The organism is Chryseobacterium sp. AG844 (genome assembly GCF_003182335.1).
Taxonomy (GTDB): domain Bacteria; phylum Bacteroidota; class Bacteroidia; order Flavobacteriales; family Weeksellaceae; genus Chryseobacterium; species Chryseobacterium cupriresistens.
Map to the genome: position 1 here is coordinate 73,978 of NZ_QGTV01000020.1, position 14,656 is coordinate 88,633.

Annotated in this window: 16 protein-coding genes; 9 read left to right on the forward strand and 7 right to left on the reverse strand. The window is 37.2% G+C overall.

All coding sequences use genetic code 11. From position 1 onward, the window contains the following. Positions 1 to 418: 418 nt before the first annotated feature. Entirely contained in the window at positions 419 to 829 is a 411-nt protein-coding gene (locus tag DEU40_RS17695) for an META domain-containing protein (protein WP_062671854.1), read from the forward strand. Positions 830 to 876: 47 nt separating this feature from the next. Here the strand turns inward: DEU40_RS17695 and DEU40_RS17700 are convergent, their stop codons facing one another. The 6 genes from DEU40_RS17700 to DEU40_RS17725 form a co-directional block, all read right to left on the reverse strand. Next, positions 877 to 1,116 (reverse strand): hypothetical protein, encoded by a 240-nt coding sequence (locus tag DEU40_RS17700; protein ID WP_002977986.1) that lies wholly within the window; start codon positions 1,114 to 1,116, stop codon positions 877 to 879. Between the two features lie 45 nt (positions 1,117 to 1,161). Further along, positions 1,162 to 2,058, reverse strand: a complete 897-nt coding sequence (locus DEU40_RS17705; protein ID WP_170872097.1) for a 3-hydroxybutyryl-CoA dehydrogenase — start codon at positions 2,056 to 2,058, stop codon at positions 1,162 to 1,164. 10 nt (positions 2,059 to 2,068) lie between these two features. Next, positions 2,069 to 2,479 carry a hypothetical protein gene (locus tag DEU40_RS17710; RefSeq protein ID WP_110011064.1) on the reverse strand — a complete coding sequence of 137 codons (411 nt, stop codon included), beginning with the start codon at positions 2,477 to 2,479 and terminating at the stop codon, positions 2,069 to 2,071. A 31-nt stretch (positions 2,480 to 2,510) separates the two neighbouring features. Beyond that, the gene (bla-A, locus tag DEU40_RS17715) at positions 2,511 to 3,389 is read right to left on the reverse strand and encodes a CGA/CIA family class A beta-lactamase (protein ID WP_110011065.1); all 879 of its coding nucleotides are present in this window, start codon (positions 3,387 to 3,389) and stop codon (positions 2,511 to 2,513) included. Between the two features lie 66 nt (positions 3,390 to 3,455). After that, positions 3,456 to 5,186: a cellulase family glycosylhydrolase gene (locus DEU40_RS17720; RefSeq protein WP_110011066.1), complete on the reverse strand. Its 1,731-nt coding sequence runs from the start codon at positions 5,184 to 5,186 to the stop codon at positions 3,456 to 3,458. Between the two features lie 437 nt (positions 5,187 to 5,623). After that, the gene (locus DEU40_RS17725; RefSeq protein ID WP_047433586.1) at positions 5,624 to 6,586 is read right to left on the reverse strand and encodes a Gfo/Idh/MocA family protein; all 963 of its coding nucleotides are present in this window, start codon (positions 6,584 to 6,586) and stop codon (positions 5,624 to 5,626) included. Between the two features lie 134 nt (positions 6,587 to 6,720). Here DEU40_RS17725 and DEU40_RS17730 point away from each other — a divergent pair, with 134 nt between their 5' ends. The 5 genes from DEU40_RS17730 (at position 6,721) to DEU40_RS17750 (ending at position 9,963) form a co-directional block, all read left to right on the forward strand. Continuing rightward, entirely contained in the window at positions 6,721 to 7,200 is a 480-nt protein-coding gene (locus DEU40_RS17730; protein WP_110011067.1) for a hypothetical protein, read from the forward strand. Positions 7,201 to 7,464: 264 nt separating this feature from the next. Continuing rightward, a complete protein-coding gene (locus DEU40_RS17735) occupies positions 7,465 to 8,115 on the forward strand; it encodes a protein-L-isoaspartate(D-aspartate) O-methyltransferase (protein WP_110011068.1) in 651 nt (216 codons plus the stop codon). Between the two features lie 177 nt (positions 8,116 to 8,292). Continuing rightward, positions 8,293 to 8,556, forward strand: coding sequence for a prevent-host-death protein (locus DEU40_RS17740; protein WP_110011069.1), 264 nt, complete (start codon positions 8,293 to 8,295; stop codon positions 8,554 to 8,556). A 77-nt stretch (positions 8,557 to 8,633) separates the two neighbouring features. Further along, positions 8,634 to 9,620, forward strand: coding sequence for a 2-hydroxyacid dehydrogenase (locus DEU40_RS17745; protein WP_110011070.1), 987 nt, complete (start codon positions 8,634 to 8,636; stop codon positions 9,618 to 9,620). Positions 9,621 to 9,669: 49 nt separating this feature from the next. Beyond that, positions 9,670 to 9,963, forward strand: a complete 294-nt coding sequence (locus tag DEU40_RS17750; RefSeq protein ID WP_110011071.1) for a hypothetical protein — start codon at positions 9,670 to 9,672, stop codon at positions 9,961 to 9,963. 114 nt (positions 9,964 to 10,077) lie between these two features. On the opposite strand, the gene DEU40_RS17755 is transcribed toward DEU40_RS17750, so the two are convergent. After that, positions 10,078 to 10,515, reverse strand: a complete 438-nt coding sequence (locus DEU40_RS17755; protein WP_110011080.1) for an endonuclease domain-containing protein — start codon at positions 10,513 to 10,515, stop codon at positions 10,078 to 10,080. 310 nt (positions 10,516 to 10,825) lie between these two features. Between DEU40_RS17755 and DEU40_RS17760 the strand changes: the two genes are divergently transcribed. The 3 genes from DEU40_RS17760 (at position 10,826) to DEU40_RS17770 (ending at position 14,369) form a co-directional block, all read left to right on the forward strand. Next, positions 10,826 to 12,811, forward strand: a complete 1,986-nt coding sequence (locus tag DEU40_RS17760; RefSeq protein ID WP_110011072.1) for a urocanate hydratase — start codon at positions 10,826 to 10,828, stop codon at positions 12,809 to 12,811. A 15-nt stretch (positions 12,812 to 12,826) separates the two neighbouring features. Beyond that, positions 12,827 to 13,369, forward strand: coding sequence for a Crp/Fnr family transcriptional regulator (locus tag DEU40_RS17765; protein ID WP_110011073.1), 543 nt, complete (start codon positions 12,827 to 12,829; stop codon positions 13,367 to 13,369). A 238-nt stretch (positions 13,370 to 13,607) separates the two neighbouring features. Then, the gene (locus DEU40_RS17770) at positions 13,608 to 14,369 is read left to right on the forward strand and encodes an MBL fold metallo-hydrolase (protein ID WP_110011074.1); all 762 of its coding nucleotides are present in this window, start codon (positions 13,608 to 13,610) and stop codon (positions 14,367 to 14,369) included. The last annotated feature ends 287 nt before the right edge of the window (positions 14,370 to 14,656 follow it).

Consider the following 14,656-nt stretch of genomic DNA (forward strand, 5'->3'; position numbering starts at 1 on the left):
ATAGAAAAACGGGCTAAAGCCCGTTCCTATTGAATTGCATTAGTGATATTAGTGAAAATATTAATGTTATTCGTGTTTAAAATGGAAATTTTGTATAAAAACAATCTATCCACAGTCTTTATCACTCCGTAAGAGTCTCAATATATTTTATAAACCAATTATAGTATAGATTCCTTGCTTTGCTCGGAATGACAAGGGTATAGTATTAAAATTTTATCGGAGATAAAATCTTTGCGCCTTAAACTCTTTGCATATTAACAAATTTGCGTCTTTGCGTTTTCCAACTTATGACCGCATAATAAGATCTTTTGCTCGGAAAAATATTCAAAATATCAAATGTTAAAGAATAATAAAATTCACGGCAACCCGTTTAAATAATATAATTTCCGTAAATTTGGGTTAATTCAAAAAGAAAAAAATGAAAAATCTTTTTTTAAGTATATGTACAGCGGCAGTATTGGCTTCATGTGGATCCATGACAAGCCCGTCTGCATCTAAAGTAGGAAAAGCTCAGCCTGCTCTTGCCAGCACAAAATGGACACTGGCTGAAACGGTAAAAGGTAAAGTTCCAACATTAAATATTGAAGGAGAAAAGATCACTGGAAATGCAGGATGTAACAACTATTTCGGAACAGCTACAATAGATCCGTCTACAGGAAGTTTTGCAGCGGGACAGATGGGATCTACGAAAATGATGTGCAGCAACATCGGGGTAGAACAGAACTTTATGGATATGATGGGAAAAGCTAACAAATATGTGGTTTCCGGAAATACTTTAGAATTGTACAAAGACAATCTTTTGCTATTGAAATTCACAAAATCAGAATAAAAAACAAAAGGAACTCAATTGAGTTCCTTTTTATGTTTAGAGTGTTATTAATCTTCCTCTTCTTCGTCGTACTTAGCCAACTCTTCATCGCACCATTTGAATGCTGCTTCTACTACTTTAGTAGCCTCGTCTGCCATCGTTTCTTCATCATCACCTTCAAGATCATCTAACCACTCAACTTCTTCTTCCTCAACGTTTAAGATAAATCTTGGATATTCTGTATGAACTACGAATAGATCCTCTGGAAATTCCGAATTATCTGCTAATAAAAACTTTGGTAATTTCATTTTTTTAATGTTTTAACTTTCTCAAAGATAAATAAAATTATTGATTTAAGATGACTTCAAAAACATTTTTGAAACTTTTTCAGCTTTTTTGCTTTCAGAATAATCGTAAAACCCTTCTCCAGATTTTACACCCAGTTTTCCGGCTGTCACCATATTCACAAGCAATGGGTTTGGAGCGTACTTAGGATTTTTGAAACCGTCATACATTACGTTCAGAATGGCAAGGCATACATCAAGACCAATAAAGTCTGCCAGTTGAAGCGGACCCATCGGATGAGCCATTCCCAGTTTCATTACCGTATCAATTTCTTCTACACCAGCCACTCCGTTATAAAGGGTTTCGATAGACTCATTGATCATTGGCATTAGAATTCTGTTGGCCACAAAACCTGGATAATCATTTACCTCGACAGGAACTTTACCCAAAGTTTTACTCATTTCATAAATGGCATCAAAAGTCTCTTTGGAAGTAGAGTATCCCTTGATAATTTCTACCAGTTTCATGATAGGAACCGGATTCATAAAGTGCATTCCGATTACTTTATCAGCTCTTTTGGTAGCCGCAGCAATTTTTGTGATAGAAATAGAAGAAGTATTAGTTGCAAGGATACAGTTGGCAGGAGCCAGTTCATCCATCTGACCAAAGATCTTTAATTTAAGATCAAGGTTTTCTGTAGCTGCCTCTACAATAAGATCTGCAGAACCTGCAGCATCATTCAATGCTGTAAAAGTAGTGATGTTACCTAGAGTTTCAGCTTTTTGCTCCTCTGTAAGGTTTCCTTTTGCAATGATTCTGTCAAGATTCGTAGTAATGGTTTTTAAACCTCTGTCCAAAGCTTCCTGGGATACATCTACAAGATTTACTTTAAAACCGCTTTGTGCGAAAGTATGTGCAATACCATTCCCCATGGTTCCCGCTCCGATAACTACAATGTTTTTAATCATTTTTCCTTTATTTTTTATAGATAGTTAAATTTTTTGCGTCTGTAAGATCCGATTGTGTGACAACAGCTGTAGAGTCAAAGGTAACATTTCCTACACTCTGGTTTTTTTTACTGTTATTCTGGTTGGAAACAGTAGCCGTTAAACCTCTTATCAATCGTTTTTTCTGATTCTTTGTAAGAAAGTCGGTGCCAACATACAATGTATATTCGCCTTCTCTTCCCATGCCTTTTTGGATCAGGACTTCCAGGCTTTTGATCTGGCTTTTGTTCTTAAATTCTTTCAGAAAGCTCATCACAGGTTTATCAGAGGCAGGGCCACAGCATACACTTCCGTAGCTGATCTCTAAATAATTCTGATTCTTCTGAGCGTAAAAGAATGTGAAAGCAAACAGAGCCGTTGTTATTATTATTTTTTTCATGTTAAATCGCTTTAAAAATAAGCTTAAAATTTTACTTATTAAAATATTCCCAAACCTCTCTGGAAATATCTGAAATCATCCTGCAGTTGACTGCATCCGTTTCCGTTGAATTACTGACAAATACGGCTAATGCATAATGTTTTCCATTCGGTAAAGTAATGATTCCTATTTCATTTTCCGCACCTGTCAAACCTGCTTTATTTTTCCCGGAAGCTCCCGTTTTTCTTGCCACGGGAGTGTTTTTGGGAAGTTGTTCCACCATTTTATTCAATCCTGTGGAAGTAGACCATAGTACTTTCATCAGATAATCTGTAGATTTTTTGGAAAGTATTTTCCCGTCATAGAATTTTTTAAGGATATCGACTGCTGATTTTGTAGTACTGTAATTTTCATATTGAACATTCCAGTCTTTATGCATGTCTTCTTCATTATATTTGATCTGAAAACCTTGTACCCCTTTGGAATCCATGAATTTCTGAACAGTCTGGGTACCTCCCAATAACCTGAGAAGAATATCACAACCGTTGTTATCACTTTTGGCAACCGTATATTCAATCACTTCACTTAACGGAACTTCTGCATTCTTCCCGGCATATTGATCACGAAGCGGCGACCATGTATTCTCGAGTAAATTTGACTGATCCAGTTTAATTTTCTGATCCAGAGAAAGCTTTCCCTGGTCTATGGCATTCAGAACCGCTGCGGCAATGTGAAACTTGAATACACTTTGCATTGGCAGCTTTTTGTCTGCATTTTTATTGTATGTAAAACCATTTTCAAAACCTAGGACAGAAACGCCCACAGTAGCTTTTTTGTTCTTAAGGATTGAGTTTATTTTCTGTTCTAATAAAGAAGTCTGGGCAAAGGTAAATGCTGAAATCAAAAGGAAAAAGAATGCTGTTTTTTTCATAATATGATCATTAAAAAAGCCCTCTTCTGAAGACCGGAAGAGAGCTGCAATTTAAGACAATTATTACTATTTTAATTCAAAATAATTCAGATTAACACCATCATTTTCAAAGACAATTCTGATCTTGTTTTCCCCTTTTTGAAGGCTGATGTTTTTTGCTGATACCGTTTTCCAGTTTTCATTTCCACCCGTGGATGCCAATGATACTGTAGCTAAAACTTTTCCTGAAGCCGTTTCAATTCTTATTTTAGAATCGTTGGCCGCAGAATATCTGATATCCATCGAATAACTTTTGTCTCCTTTGGACTGAACTGTGTACTGAAGCCATTCTCCGGTTTCTGTTTTTCCTACATAATACTGATTGGTAACTTTATCATTACATTGATAAATATCCACCCCGTCATTTCTCATCTGCTGTCCGGAGTTCCACTCCGATCTTTTTGCCGGATCACTTACCCAGAGATTGATAAAATCCTTATCCAGATAGGCAGCACCCATTCTTCCCAAATCATATTCTGAAGCAAATATTCTTCCCGGAGCCTGGTGATTTCTGAAAGGTTTTGTAGAAGCATCTGTAATCTGTCTGAACATGGCATCAATTACATCTCTTTTAATTTCCGTATTGTTCAGTTTATAATTATCGGCAATCTGTAATAAAGCTTTTTTGGCATACTCTTTAGAAGGCTTTTCACCTCCGTTTTTCCAGTAATCCAACAGCTTTTCATATTCAGGCGTGATTTTTACATTGGTAATTCCCGCGATATTATCAATCTTTTTCATCGGCCAGAAGGCGTATCCTATATTATGCTTGCCCAAAAGCTGTATCAACTCAGTAAACCATACATTGGAATTCTCACCCGTTTCTCCAAGCCAGATCGGCATATTGTGCTTCTCTCTGAGATCCAGGGCGAACTTAATCGTTTGATCATCATTGTAATTCCAGTATTTATGAAAGCTGAAAGCCATATTGTTATCCCAGATTGCTGGTAATCCGTTATAATTATTTCCCCAGCCGTTTCCTTCAATAAAAATAATATGTTTTTTATCAACTTCTCTAATAGCTGCAGTGATGTCTTTCTGAAGCTTCCAGAGCGGAGCATTGGATATTTCATCTGTACCATTCGGGTTTTTACCTGTGAAGTTGATGTTAGGTTCATTAATCAGATCATAGCCTCCAATCCATGGATTATCTTTATACCGCTCAGCTAGTTTTTTCCAAAGCGCAATCGTTTTTCTCTGGTTTTCTTCATTAGCCCAAAGTGAAGGCTTAGATTTGTCATTATCAGAGATGTTCGCATCATTTCCCTGACCTCCCGGAGCTGCATGCAGATCCAGAATAAGGTATATTTTATTATCGGTGCACCATTGAAGAAGATCATCAGTCATTTTAAAACCTTCCTCCAGCCATGTATCTTTTCCTTTTGCAGGTTCTTTTTCAATAGGAAGGGTGTAAAGGTTGTAATGCATCGGCAACCTTATCGAATTGAATCCTGCTTTGGCTAAAAAGTCGATATCTTGCTTTGTGATTCCATTTTTCAGGTACGCTTTGTAGAACTCATTCATTCCGTCCTCACCAATCAGTTCAGCAATTTTCTCCTTAATCTTATACTGAGGGCCTGCAAAATCAGCAGTTTTCAGCATATATCCTTCCTGCAGCATCCAACCGCCGAGCCCAAGGCCTTTCAATTGAATATTTTCACCTTTATCATTAACGATTTTTTGTCCTGAAGTCTTCAGTAATTGTGATGTCCCAAATTGAGACAATAAAAGTGCGGATAATAGAATGGCTCTTTTCATAGTGATTGTAATGTTTAAAATAATAGGAAAATATTAGAAATAATACGGAATGGTGATCAAACGAGATGAATCAAAGTTCACATCATCGCGTTTGCCGGATATCCATATATGTAAAACAAAATTTTTCAATGCTTTATTGAATTATTCTTCAAATATATTATTTTTTTGTTTTGAAAAGGGTTTTTTATTGATAAATCGTAATTATTGATGAAAAGTTTTTATTTCATTAAAAGTCTTAAAAAATACAAAGCAGAAATTAACAGAATAAATACTATCGCTTCATCAAATCGATTTTTAATCGATTTAACCTTTGCTCACTCAATATACTGCAGAGCTGAGAATGAACCTTTGCGTTGATAAAAAAAATGCTATCTCATAACCATTATTCTGATTATAAGATAGCTTTGTACTATTGCCGCTTAAGAGTCAGCGTATTTTTAACTGATCAGTTTCATAATTTCTAATGCCACTTTCAATGCTTCAGTTCCATCTTCAAGAGAAACTTCTACATTTTTGTCGCCAGTAATCGCATCAGCGAAGGAATTTAATTCGTCCAGAATAGCATTGTTAGGCTGGATATTCGGATATTCAAACAGGATCTGGTTCTTTTCTCCTTCCGCATTTTCAATAATCATATCAAATGGAGTAGGGTTTTCAGGAGCATCTTTCATTCTGATCACTTCAGCCTTTTTCTCAAGGAAGTCAACGGAAATGTAAGCATCTTTCTGGAAGAATCTGCTTTTTCTCATCGCCTTCATAGAAATTCTGGAAGTCGTAAGGTTGGCCACACATCCGTTCTCGAACTCTATTCTTGCGTTGGCAATATCCGGAGTTTTGCTGACTACACAAACACCGCTTGCATGGATATTTTTTACTTTAGATTTAGCAATACTCAATAAAATATCAAGATCGTGAATCATAAGGTCCAATACTACAGAAACATCCGTACCACGTGGGTTAAATTCTGCCAGCCTGTGGATTTCAATGAACATTGGAGTACTGATGTATTCCTTAGTAGCAATAAAAGCCGGGTTGTATCGCTCAACGTGCCCTACCTGTGCTTTGATTCCTTTTTCCTGGCACAAACGAAGAATTTCTTCTGCCTGCTCAAGAGTCTGGGTTACCGGTTTTTCAATAAAGAAATGAAGGCCTTTTTCAATGGCTTTTAAAGCATAATCATAATGATAAACAGTTGGAGTGACAATGTCAAGCATGTCAATCTGCTCAAGCAATTCATCAAAATTTTCAAAATATTTATATCCGAATTCGGCTTCTAATTTTTTTCCGTTCTCAACATCTTTATCATGGAAACCTACAAATTCATATCTATCTGACTGATTAAGAAGTTTTAAATGTATTTTTCCCAAGTGTCCGGCACCTACCAAACCTGCTTTTAACATAGCTGTATTAAATTTTTGTAAAGATAGTGAATGTACATTTATAAAATACATGACTTTTCACTTGGAGATGTTCAATATGGAACCTGTTTATTCATTAATGAAATTACAGTAAATTCACGGTCTGAAAAATAGCTATGAAGAGAATAATTTCGATTGTAATCCTTTCCGGATTATGCACTGCCGGATGTATAGGAGATAGTCCATATGACCCACAGGCCAAATGTGGTACTCCTACAAATCTGATGTTTGAAAAGACAAATAATCGGATTTCCTGGAGCTTTATCAGTATGGGAGAAGGCTATTATGAAGTACAGTATGGGGAACAGGGTTTCTCTTTGGGAAAGGGAACTACAGTGGTCACCAATAAGAACTTCTATAATCTCCCTCTATATAAAGATAACAAATATGACCTTTATGTGAGAAAAAATTGTGGAACAGCTAATGGGCGCAGCCATTGGGCAGGACCTGTTACCGTATTGGCAGGCATTACAACCACCTGCGTAAAACCAGAATATGCAACCTATTCAAAAACAACCTCTTCTGTGAATTCTTCTGTTTTTGATGCTACAGTAACCTGGGAAAATGACGGAGTTTCTGCATATGAAACGGTTTGACAACAAGTTTTGCTCCTCCTGCAAGTGGAGATCTGGTGTTTGCAGGCCAAAAAGCTGTTTATGTAGGATTAAGTAAAACAGTGAATTATAACTTTTTTGTGAGAAAAAGATGTGCTGATAATACCTTCAGTGATTTTTACGGGCCTTATCCGATACAATGTAATTAATAATAAAAACACAGCAGTCAAAAAAATGGCTGCTTTATTTTTGGGATATTCTTTGTCCCGATTTGAAATCTAATTTCTAATTTCTTACTTTTGTCAAATGCAGGATTCGTTTGTACATAAAGGAAAAAGAAAGATTTTAGTAGACTACCTTCGAAACAGAATTGGTATTTCGGATGAAAATGTACTTTCGGCAATGAATGAAGTTCCAAGACACCTTTTTATCGAAAGTATTTTTGAAGATTTTGCCTATGAAGACAGGGCATTTCCTATTCTCGCCCATCAGACCATTTCCCATCCGTCCACGGTAGCGGAACAGTCTGAATTGCTGAAGGTAAAACCAGGTGAAAAAGTTTTGGAGATCGGAACAGGATGTGGATACCAGACCGCAGTTTTAATGGCGATGAAAGCTCATGTATATACGGTGGAAAGGCAGAAAGACCTTTTTGATTTTTCCAAAAAGAAACTCAGAGAACTTCATCTGTTTCCAAAATTTCAGAGTTTCGGAGATGGTTTTGCCGGGCTTCCAACTTTTGCTCCTTTTGACAAAATCATCGTAACCTGTGGCGCTTCTACATTACCCACAGAACTTTTAAAACAACTGAACATCGGTGGAATAATGGTGATCCCATTGGGACCAACGGATGAACAGGTTTTATACAGATTTACCAAAGTAGGCCCTACAGAATTTGAAAAAGAAGAATTCGGAGCATATAAATTTGTTCCGATGCTTGGAAATACAAATCAATAATGTATTACAGACAAGGACTGGTCAAACTGCTGGTCTCAAATATCTGTTCTTAGCCATAGTTTGTGTTTTTGAAATTCGATAATTAATAAGATTTAATCTTTTTTTAATACATTTTACATCTGTTTCGGAATAAAAATTGGATTCACATGAGAACCCCATCACTAAAATCTTAATATTATGGACACGAACAGATTCAAGGCGTCACATGATTTTAGTAATCTTCAGAAAAATCTGCACAATAACCCGGGATACAGTATAGAAAGCTATTCCCAGCAGGTGAAAGATTACCTTCATGACATGAAAAGCAGGAATCAGGAAGCTACCAAACAAGGATTTATGGCGCAGGCTCAGAAATCTGCAAAAGAAGTTTGGACAGAAATTCAGGAAATTGCTTCTGAAGCCTGGGAGAAAAACAAAGACCATTCGGATGAAGAGAAATAATTTTTTAATATTAAAGTTCAATAACCTTACTTTTTGCGAGTGAGGTTTTTTATTTAAAATAACCAAACCACAGTACTATGAAAGTTTTTATCAATAAAAAAATTCCCGAGACAGGAATTAAAATGCTGGAAGAAGCAGGCCTGGAGATTATAATCCCGGAAAAAGAAAACCTTTCTTATGAAGAATGGCTTAATTACTGTAAAAATACAGATACGATTTTAAGTATTGGCGCAGATTTTAAATATGATAAGAACTTCTTTGAAGCCTGCCCGAATGTGAAGGCCATTGCTCTTTATTCCGTAGGATTTGATCACGTTGACATTAAAGAAGCGACACAACGACACATTCCGGTGGGAAATACGCCCGATGTTCTGAGCAGAGCTACTTCAGATGTGGCCTTTTTACTCATGCAGTCTGTTGCCAGAAGAGCGAGCTATAATTTTCAGAAAGTAAAAGATGATAACTGGGGAGCATTTGATCCTCTACATGCCCTGGGCCAGGAATTATATGGAAAAACACTGGGAATTTTTGGATTGGGCCGAATCGGGTATGAAATGGCTGAAAAATCAAAAAAGGCTTTTGGTATGAACATCATTTACCACAACCGCCATCACAATGAAGAAGCAGAAAACGAGTTGGGAGCAGCTTATGTTTCTTTCGAAGAACTAATCAGAAGCTCGGATGTATTGAGTGTACACGCTAATTTTACCCCCGAACAGAAAGAATTGTTTAATTATTCAATATTTGAACAAATGAAGCCAGCCTCGATTTTCATCAATACAGCCAGAGGAGGGTTTCACAATCAAAAAGATCTGTATCAGGCGCTTGTAGATAAAAAAATCTGGGGAGCAGGCCTGGATGTTACCAATCCGGAACCAATGTCTGCAGATGATCCTATTCTGGGACTTTCAAGTGTCTGTATTCTGCCACATATCGGTTCTGCGACTTTGGAAGCCCGAAATGGAATGGCCAGACTGGCTGCAGGAAATATTATCGCTTTTTCAAAAAATGAAAAAATGCCGAATTGTGCAAATCCTGACGTTTATTCTCATCAATCATCATAACTTGGAATTATTTTTGTTCTGATGATATAAACCTAAAATCTTAAATACTATGGCACCAGAGAAAAATATTAATGAGCAAAACAAGAGATTAGAACAGATGGATTATAGCCCTAATGAAGATATATTTAAGAGAGAAAAACATATTTCGCTCGATGGCGACGGAAATCCTATTCTGGATGAAGATTTTGATGAAGATAAAATCGATAAAGGCCTGGATATTCCGGGAGCCGAAGACGATGATGAAATGGAAGAAATAGGTGCAGAAGATGAAGAAAACAATTACTGGAGTCTCAGCGATAATGAAGATGACCATGAAGAAGAAAACGATGATGTTTTAACCTAAACTTTAACAATACAAAAAACCGCCTTATTGAATTTCAGTAAGGTTTTTTTATGTGAAATAACAACTAATATGGGTAAGGGCAATTCCCCTCCCTCGGAGGGGTGGATTCAAAAATTAAAAAATTTTTGAAGACGGGGTGGTTCTATAATGCAGCACAATAAAATCCTCCAATTCCTTCATCACCCAACTCAAATTATTCCTCATATCAAAATCACTGATTCTAAAAACCAACAACCCCAAAGATTCAAGATATTCCTCTCTTATCCCATCATAAATCTGTTTTTCGTCATGGCTCGAACCATCTATTTCTATAATAAGTCCAAGAGTTTTCACATAGAAATCAACAATATAATTTCCGATAATCCTTTGTCTGTCAAAATCAATGGTATAGAATTTTTTTGCACGGACTTTCTTCCAGAATATCACTTCACCCAAAATCCGGGCTTTGCGTTTTTCTTTTGATAATACTTTTAAATAAGGATTGTAGGGCAGGTTCTCAACGAAATTCCTGCGGATCGGAATTCCGTTGATGACGGTAAGAATTTCTTTCATTGTTGTGTTTTTGACCACCCCGTCTTCCAAAGTTGTTAACTTTGAAATCCACCCCTCCAAAGGAGGGGAATTGAGGTGTGTTTATTCAAATATAGTATTTAATATCAAATGATAGTCGATTTACAGTTTTCATAATTTTGCTTAAACCTTAAACCTTAAACCTTAAACCTTAAACCTTAAACTTTAAACCTTAAACTTTAAACCTTAAACTTTAAACCATTCTTCTCTACGCCTCTTGCCTATATTTCCTATTTTGAATATCTTTAAAACTTCAAACATTGTTTAAAAACATAGACCTTTAAATAGCAATATGACATTTCAAGAACAGATACAGCAGGGGATTCCGAATCAACTGCCACAACCCAAACCATACGAGACCAATATCAACCATGCTCCGAAGCGTAAAGAAATTTTAGGGGAAGAAGAGAAAAAACTGGCACTGAAGAATGCTTTACGTTATTTCGATCCAAAGTTTCACGCAGAACTGATTCCTGAATTCAAGCAGGAACTGGAAGATTACGGAAGGATTTATATGTACCGTTTCCGTCCGGATTATGAAATGAAGGCAAGACCTATCACAGACTATCCCGGAAAATCTGAGCAGGCGAAAGCTATTATGCTGATGATTCAGAATAACCTGGATTATGCAGTAGCGCAGCATCCACACGAACTGATTACGTATGGTGGAAACGGAGCGGTTTTCTCCAACTGGGCGCAGTACCTGCTGACCATGAAATATTTGTCGGAAATGAATAATGATCAGACATTGGTAATGTATTCCGGACATCCCATGGGATTATTCCCTTCTCATAAAGATGCACCAAGAGTTGTGGTAACGAATGGTATGATGATCCCGAATTATTCAAAACCGGATGACTGGGAGAAATTCAATGCATTAGGTGTTACTCAGTATGGGCAAATGACGGCAGGAAGTTATATGTATATTGGCCCTCAGGGGATTGTTCACGGAACGACGATTACCGTGTTAAATGCTTTCAGAAAAATCAAGAAAGAACCAAAAGGAGGACTTTTCGTTACTTCAGGATTAGGAGGAATGAGTGGAGCTCAGCCCAAAGCAGGGAACATTGCTGGTTGCGTTACTGTATGTGCAGAAGTGAATCCTAAGATCACGAAAATCCGTCACGATCAGAAATGGGTGAATGAGATTCATGAAGATCTTGATGCATTGGTAAAAAGAGTAAGAGAAGCACAGGCGAACAAAGAAACAGTGTCTTTGGCTTACCTTGGAAATGTTGTAGAGGTTTGGGAGAAATTTGATCAGGAAGATTTAAGAATCGATATCGGATCAGATCAGACTTCCCTTCACAATCCATGGGCGGGTGGTTATTATCCTGTAGGACAAAGTTTTGAAGAATCTAATACCATGATGGCTGAAAACCCTGAGTTGTTCAAAGAAAAAGTTCAGGAAACGTTGAGAAGACACGCTGCGGCCATCAATAAACATACAGAAAAAGGAACTTATTTCTTTGATTACGGAAATGCCTTTTTGTTGGAAGCTTCCAGAGCCGGAGCTGATGTAATGGCAGAAAACCCGACATTAGGAAGAGAATTCAAATATCCGAGTTATGTACAGGATATCATGGGACCTATGTGTTTTGATTATGGTTTTGGGCCGTTCCGTTGGGTATGTTCCAGTGGAAATCCGGAAGATCTTCAGAAGACAGATGATATTGCCTGTGCAGTATTAGAGGAAATGGTTAAGAACTCTCCTGAAGAAATCCAGCAGCAGATGAAAGACAATATCCAATGGATCAAGGGAGCGCAGGAAAATAAACTGGTAGTAGGTTCTCAGGCAAGAATCCTTTATGCAGACGCAGAAGGAAGAATGAAAATTGCTGAAGCTTTCAACAAAGCCATTAAAAATGGGGAAATAGGACCCGTTGTATTGGGTAGAGATCATCATGATGTTTCAGGAACAGATTCTCCTTACAGAGAGACTTCCAATATATATGACGGATCAAGATTTACAGCAGATATGGCCATTCACAACGTGATTGGGGACAGTTTCCGTGGAGCTACCTGGGTTTCCATTCACAATGGTGGCGGAGTAGGCTGGGGAGAAGTAATCAACGGAGGTTTCGGAATGCTCCTTGACGGAAGTGATGATGCCGACAGAAGATTAAAATCCATGCTTTTCTGGGATGTAAACAACGGAATCTCAAGAAGAAGCTGGGCAAGAAATGAAGGCGCTGTTTTTGCCATTAAAAGAGCGATGGAAGCAGAACCAAACTTAAAAGTAACACTTCCGAACCTTGTAGACGAAAACTTATTGTAATATAAAAATTCAGCATTGGCAACCATCAACAAAAAACTGTTTTCACACCTGAACGTAGAGGATAGTGATCCTGTATGGGAGAAGTTTGCTGAGGTTGAATTTTCAAAGAAAAACATATTTACTGACAACAAAGCCTATCTTGTAGAAGATGGGCTTGTCCGTAAATACTATATCAGCAGCACATCTGATATTGATACTGAAATCTGTGCAGAGTTTTATTTTCCCGGCGATATTTTTACTGTGGAAGAAAAAAGTTCTGATGCCGTTTATGAGTCCATCAACAAAGGACTGGCCTGGGAAATCACCCTGGATGAGGTGAAAAACCTGTTTGCTGTCAATCCGTACTGCCGTTTCGTACAGAACTATTATCTGAGCAGAAAGCTCAACGCTGCAATGAAAAGGGAAATGCTCCTGCTGAAAAACACTCCGCAGGATCTCTATGAATACTTACTCAAGAATAAACCTCATTATATTCAAAATATTCCTCTGAAATACCTGGCTTCTTATATCGGGATTACACCTATCTCTTTAAGCAGAATCAGAAAAAGAATTTTGTAAGATGCTGGAAATTTGAAGATAATAAAAGAAGTTACTAAGACTATATCATATTGCTGAGTTTTTTTAACATAGAACGTTTATAAAATCCTTACTGTTAATTCAAAGAAAAGGCAATAGAAACTGTAGAGAAACAATCAACTTCCATCCTCCATCTTCCAACCTTAAAAACACCCCCATTAATTAACTTTTGTTTATTGACTGGCCTTCCGTAAGTTTCTTCCTTTGCTGAAAAAAGAATATGGAAATACAAAAACTAAACTGGGCAGGTGTAAAACTCACTTCACATAACAAAACCATCTTAATAGATGCTGTAGAAGATTTCTCTTATTACAAACCCGTTTTGGGAGATGCTGTAGAAAATCTCATAGAATTTTCAGACCATGTACAGGCAGATTATATCCTGTTTACGCATATGCACCTTGACCATTTTGATAAAGGAGTAATCCAAAAATGCTTAAAGAAAGATGGAAAACTGATCGTCTACGCAGGACTGGAAGCTATTGTAAGAAAACTTGTACCTGATGTTGAAATGATCGTTCTTGATCTTGATGAAACCTTCACAGAAAACAATATTACCTTCAAACCTGTATTTGCCATGGATGGAGTGGGAGAAATACAGTCTTCCTGGATTGTAGATGATGGTGATACTAAAATCTTTCACGGAGGAGATACCATCTGGCACAACCAGTTCTGGAAGCTTGGAAAAGAAAACCCCAATATAGATTACGCTTTCTTACCTGTAAACGGAGTGGTAGTGAATTTCGAGATCATTGGATTAGAATACAGCCCGGTTCCCGCGTCCCTCAATCTGAAAGAAGCCTTTGCTGCAGCTCATCTTCTGCATGCTAAAAAGCTGGTGCCTATCCATTACGGGTTGTTTGCCCACGAGAAATGCTATATTCCTCAGGTGTTTGATGATCAGGATTTAAAAAACATTTCTGAGGAAGTAGGTCAGGAGTATTTGATTTTGAAGGATGGAGCTATGGTGGTAGAATCTTAACTGATATTTGTAAGGAAAATTGTCATTCTGAGTGAAATGCAATGGAGTGAAGAATCTTAACATCGATAGGAACGGGCTATAATCCTGAGCATAGTTCGAAGGAGGCCCGTTTTCTTTTGTGCGTAATATGATTGGCTTTAGATTCTGTGTTAACTTCCAAATATTTTTTATACATTTATATTTATAAAAGCGACCTTGAGTTAGCTTGCGTAGGGTGAACGTCTTTGATTTTTACCCTACTTTCTTCAAAATCTATCTGGTAAAAAGTTTTATTTTTAAATAAAATA

Bases quoted from the DNA above. Each gene is read 5' to 3' on its own strand.
- DEU40_RS17695 (WP_062671854.1), top strand. From the start codon at position 419: ATGAAAAATCTTTTTTTAAGTATATGTACAGCGGCAGTATTGGCTTCA.
- DEU40_RS17700 (WP_002977986.1), bottom strand. From the start codon at position 1,116: ATGAAATTACCAAAGTTTTTATTAGCAGATAATTCGGAATTTCCAGAG.
- DEU40_RS17710 (WP_110011064.1), bottom strand. From the start codon at position 2,479: ATGAAAAAAATAATAATAACAACGGCTCTGTTTGCTTTCACATTCTTT.
- bla-A (WP_110011065.1), bottom strand. From the start codon at position 3,389: ATGAAAAAAACAGCATTCTTTTTCCTTTTGATTTCAGCATTTACCTTT.
- DEU40_RS17720 (WP_110011066.1), bottom strand. From the start codon at position 5,186: ATGAAAAGAGCCATTCTATTATCCGCACTTTTATTGTCTCAATTTGGG.
- DEU40_RS17725 (WP_047433586.1), bottom strand. From the start codon at position 6,586: ATGTTAAAAGCAGGTTTGGTAGGTGCCGGACACTTGGGAAAAATACAT.
- DEU40_RS17730 (WP_110011067.1), top strand. From the start codon at position 6,721: ATGAAGAGAATAATTTCGATTGTAATCCTTTCCGGATTATGCACTGCC.
- DEU40_RS17735 (WP_110011068.1), top strand. From the start codon at position 7,465: ATGCAGGATTCGTTTGTACATAAAGGAAAAAGAAAGATTTTAGTAGAC.
- DEU40_RS17740 (WP_110011069.1), top strand. From the start codon at position 8,293: ATGGACACGAACAGATTCAAGGCGTCACATGATTTTAGTAATCTTCAG.
- DEU40_RS17745 (WP_110011070.1), top strand. From the start codon at position 8,634: ATGAAAGTTTTTATCAATAAAAAAATTCCCGAGACAGGAATTAAAATG.
- DEU40_RS17750 (WP_110011071.1), top strand. From the start codon at position 9,670: ATGGCACCAGAGAAAAATATTAATGAGCAAAACAAGAGATTAGAACAG.
- DEU40_RS17755 (WP_110011080.1), bottom strand. From the start codon at position 10,515: ATGAAAGAAATTCTTACCGTCATCAACGGAATTCCGATCCGCAGGAAT.
- DEU40_RS17760 (WP_110011072.1), top strand. From the start codon at position 10,826: ATGACATTTCAAGAACAGATACAGCAGGGGATTCCGAATCAACTGCCA.
- DEU40_RS17770 (WP_110011074.1), top strand. From the start codon at position 13,608: ATGGAAATACAAAAACTAAACTGGGCAGGTGTAAAACTCACTTCACAT.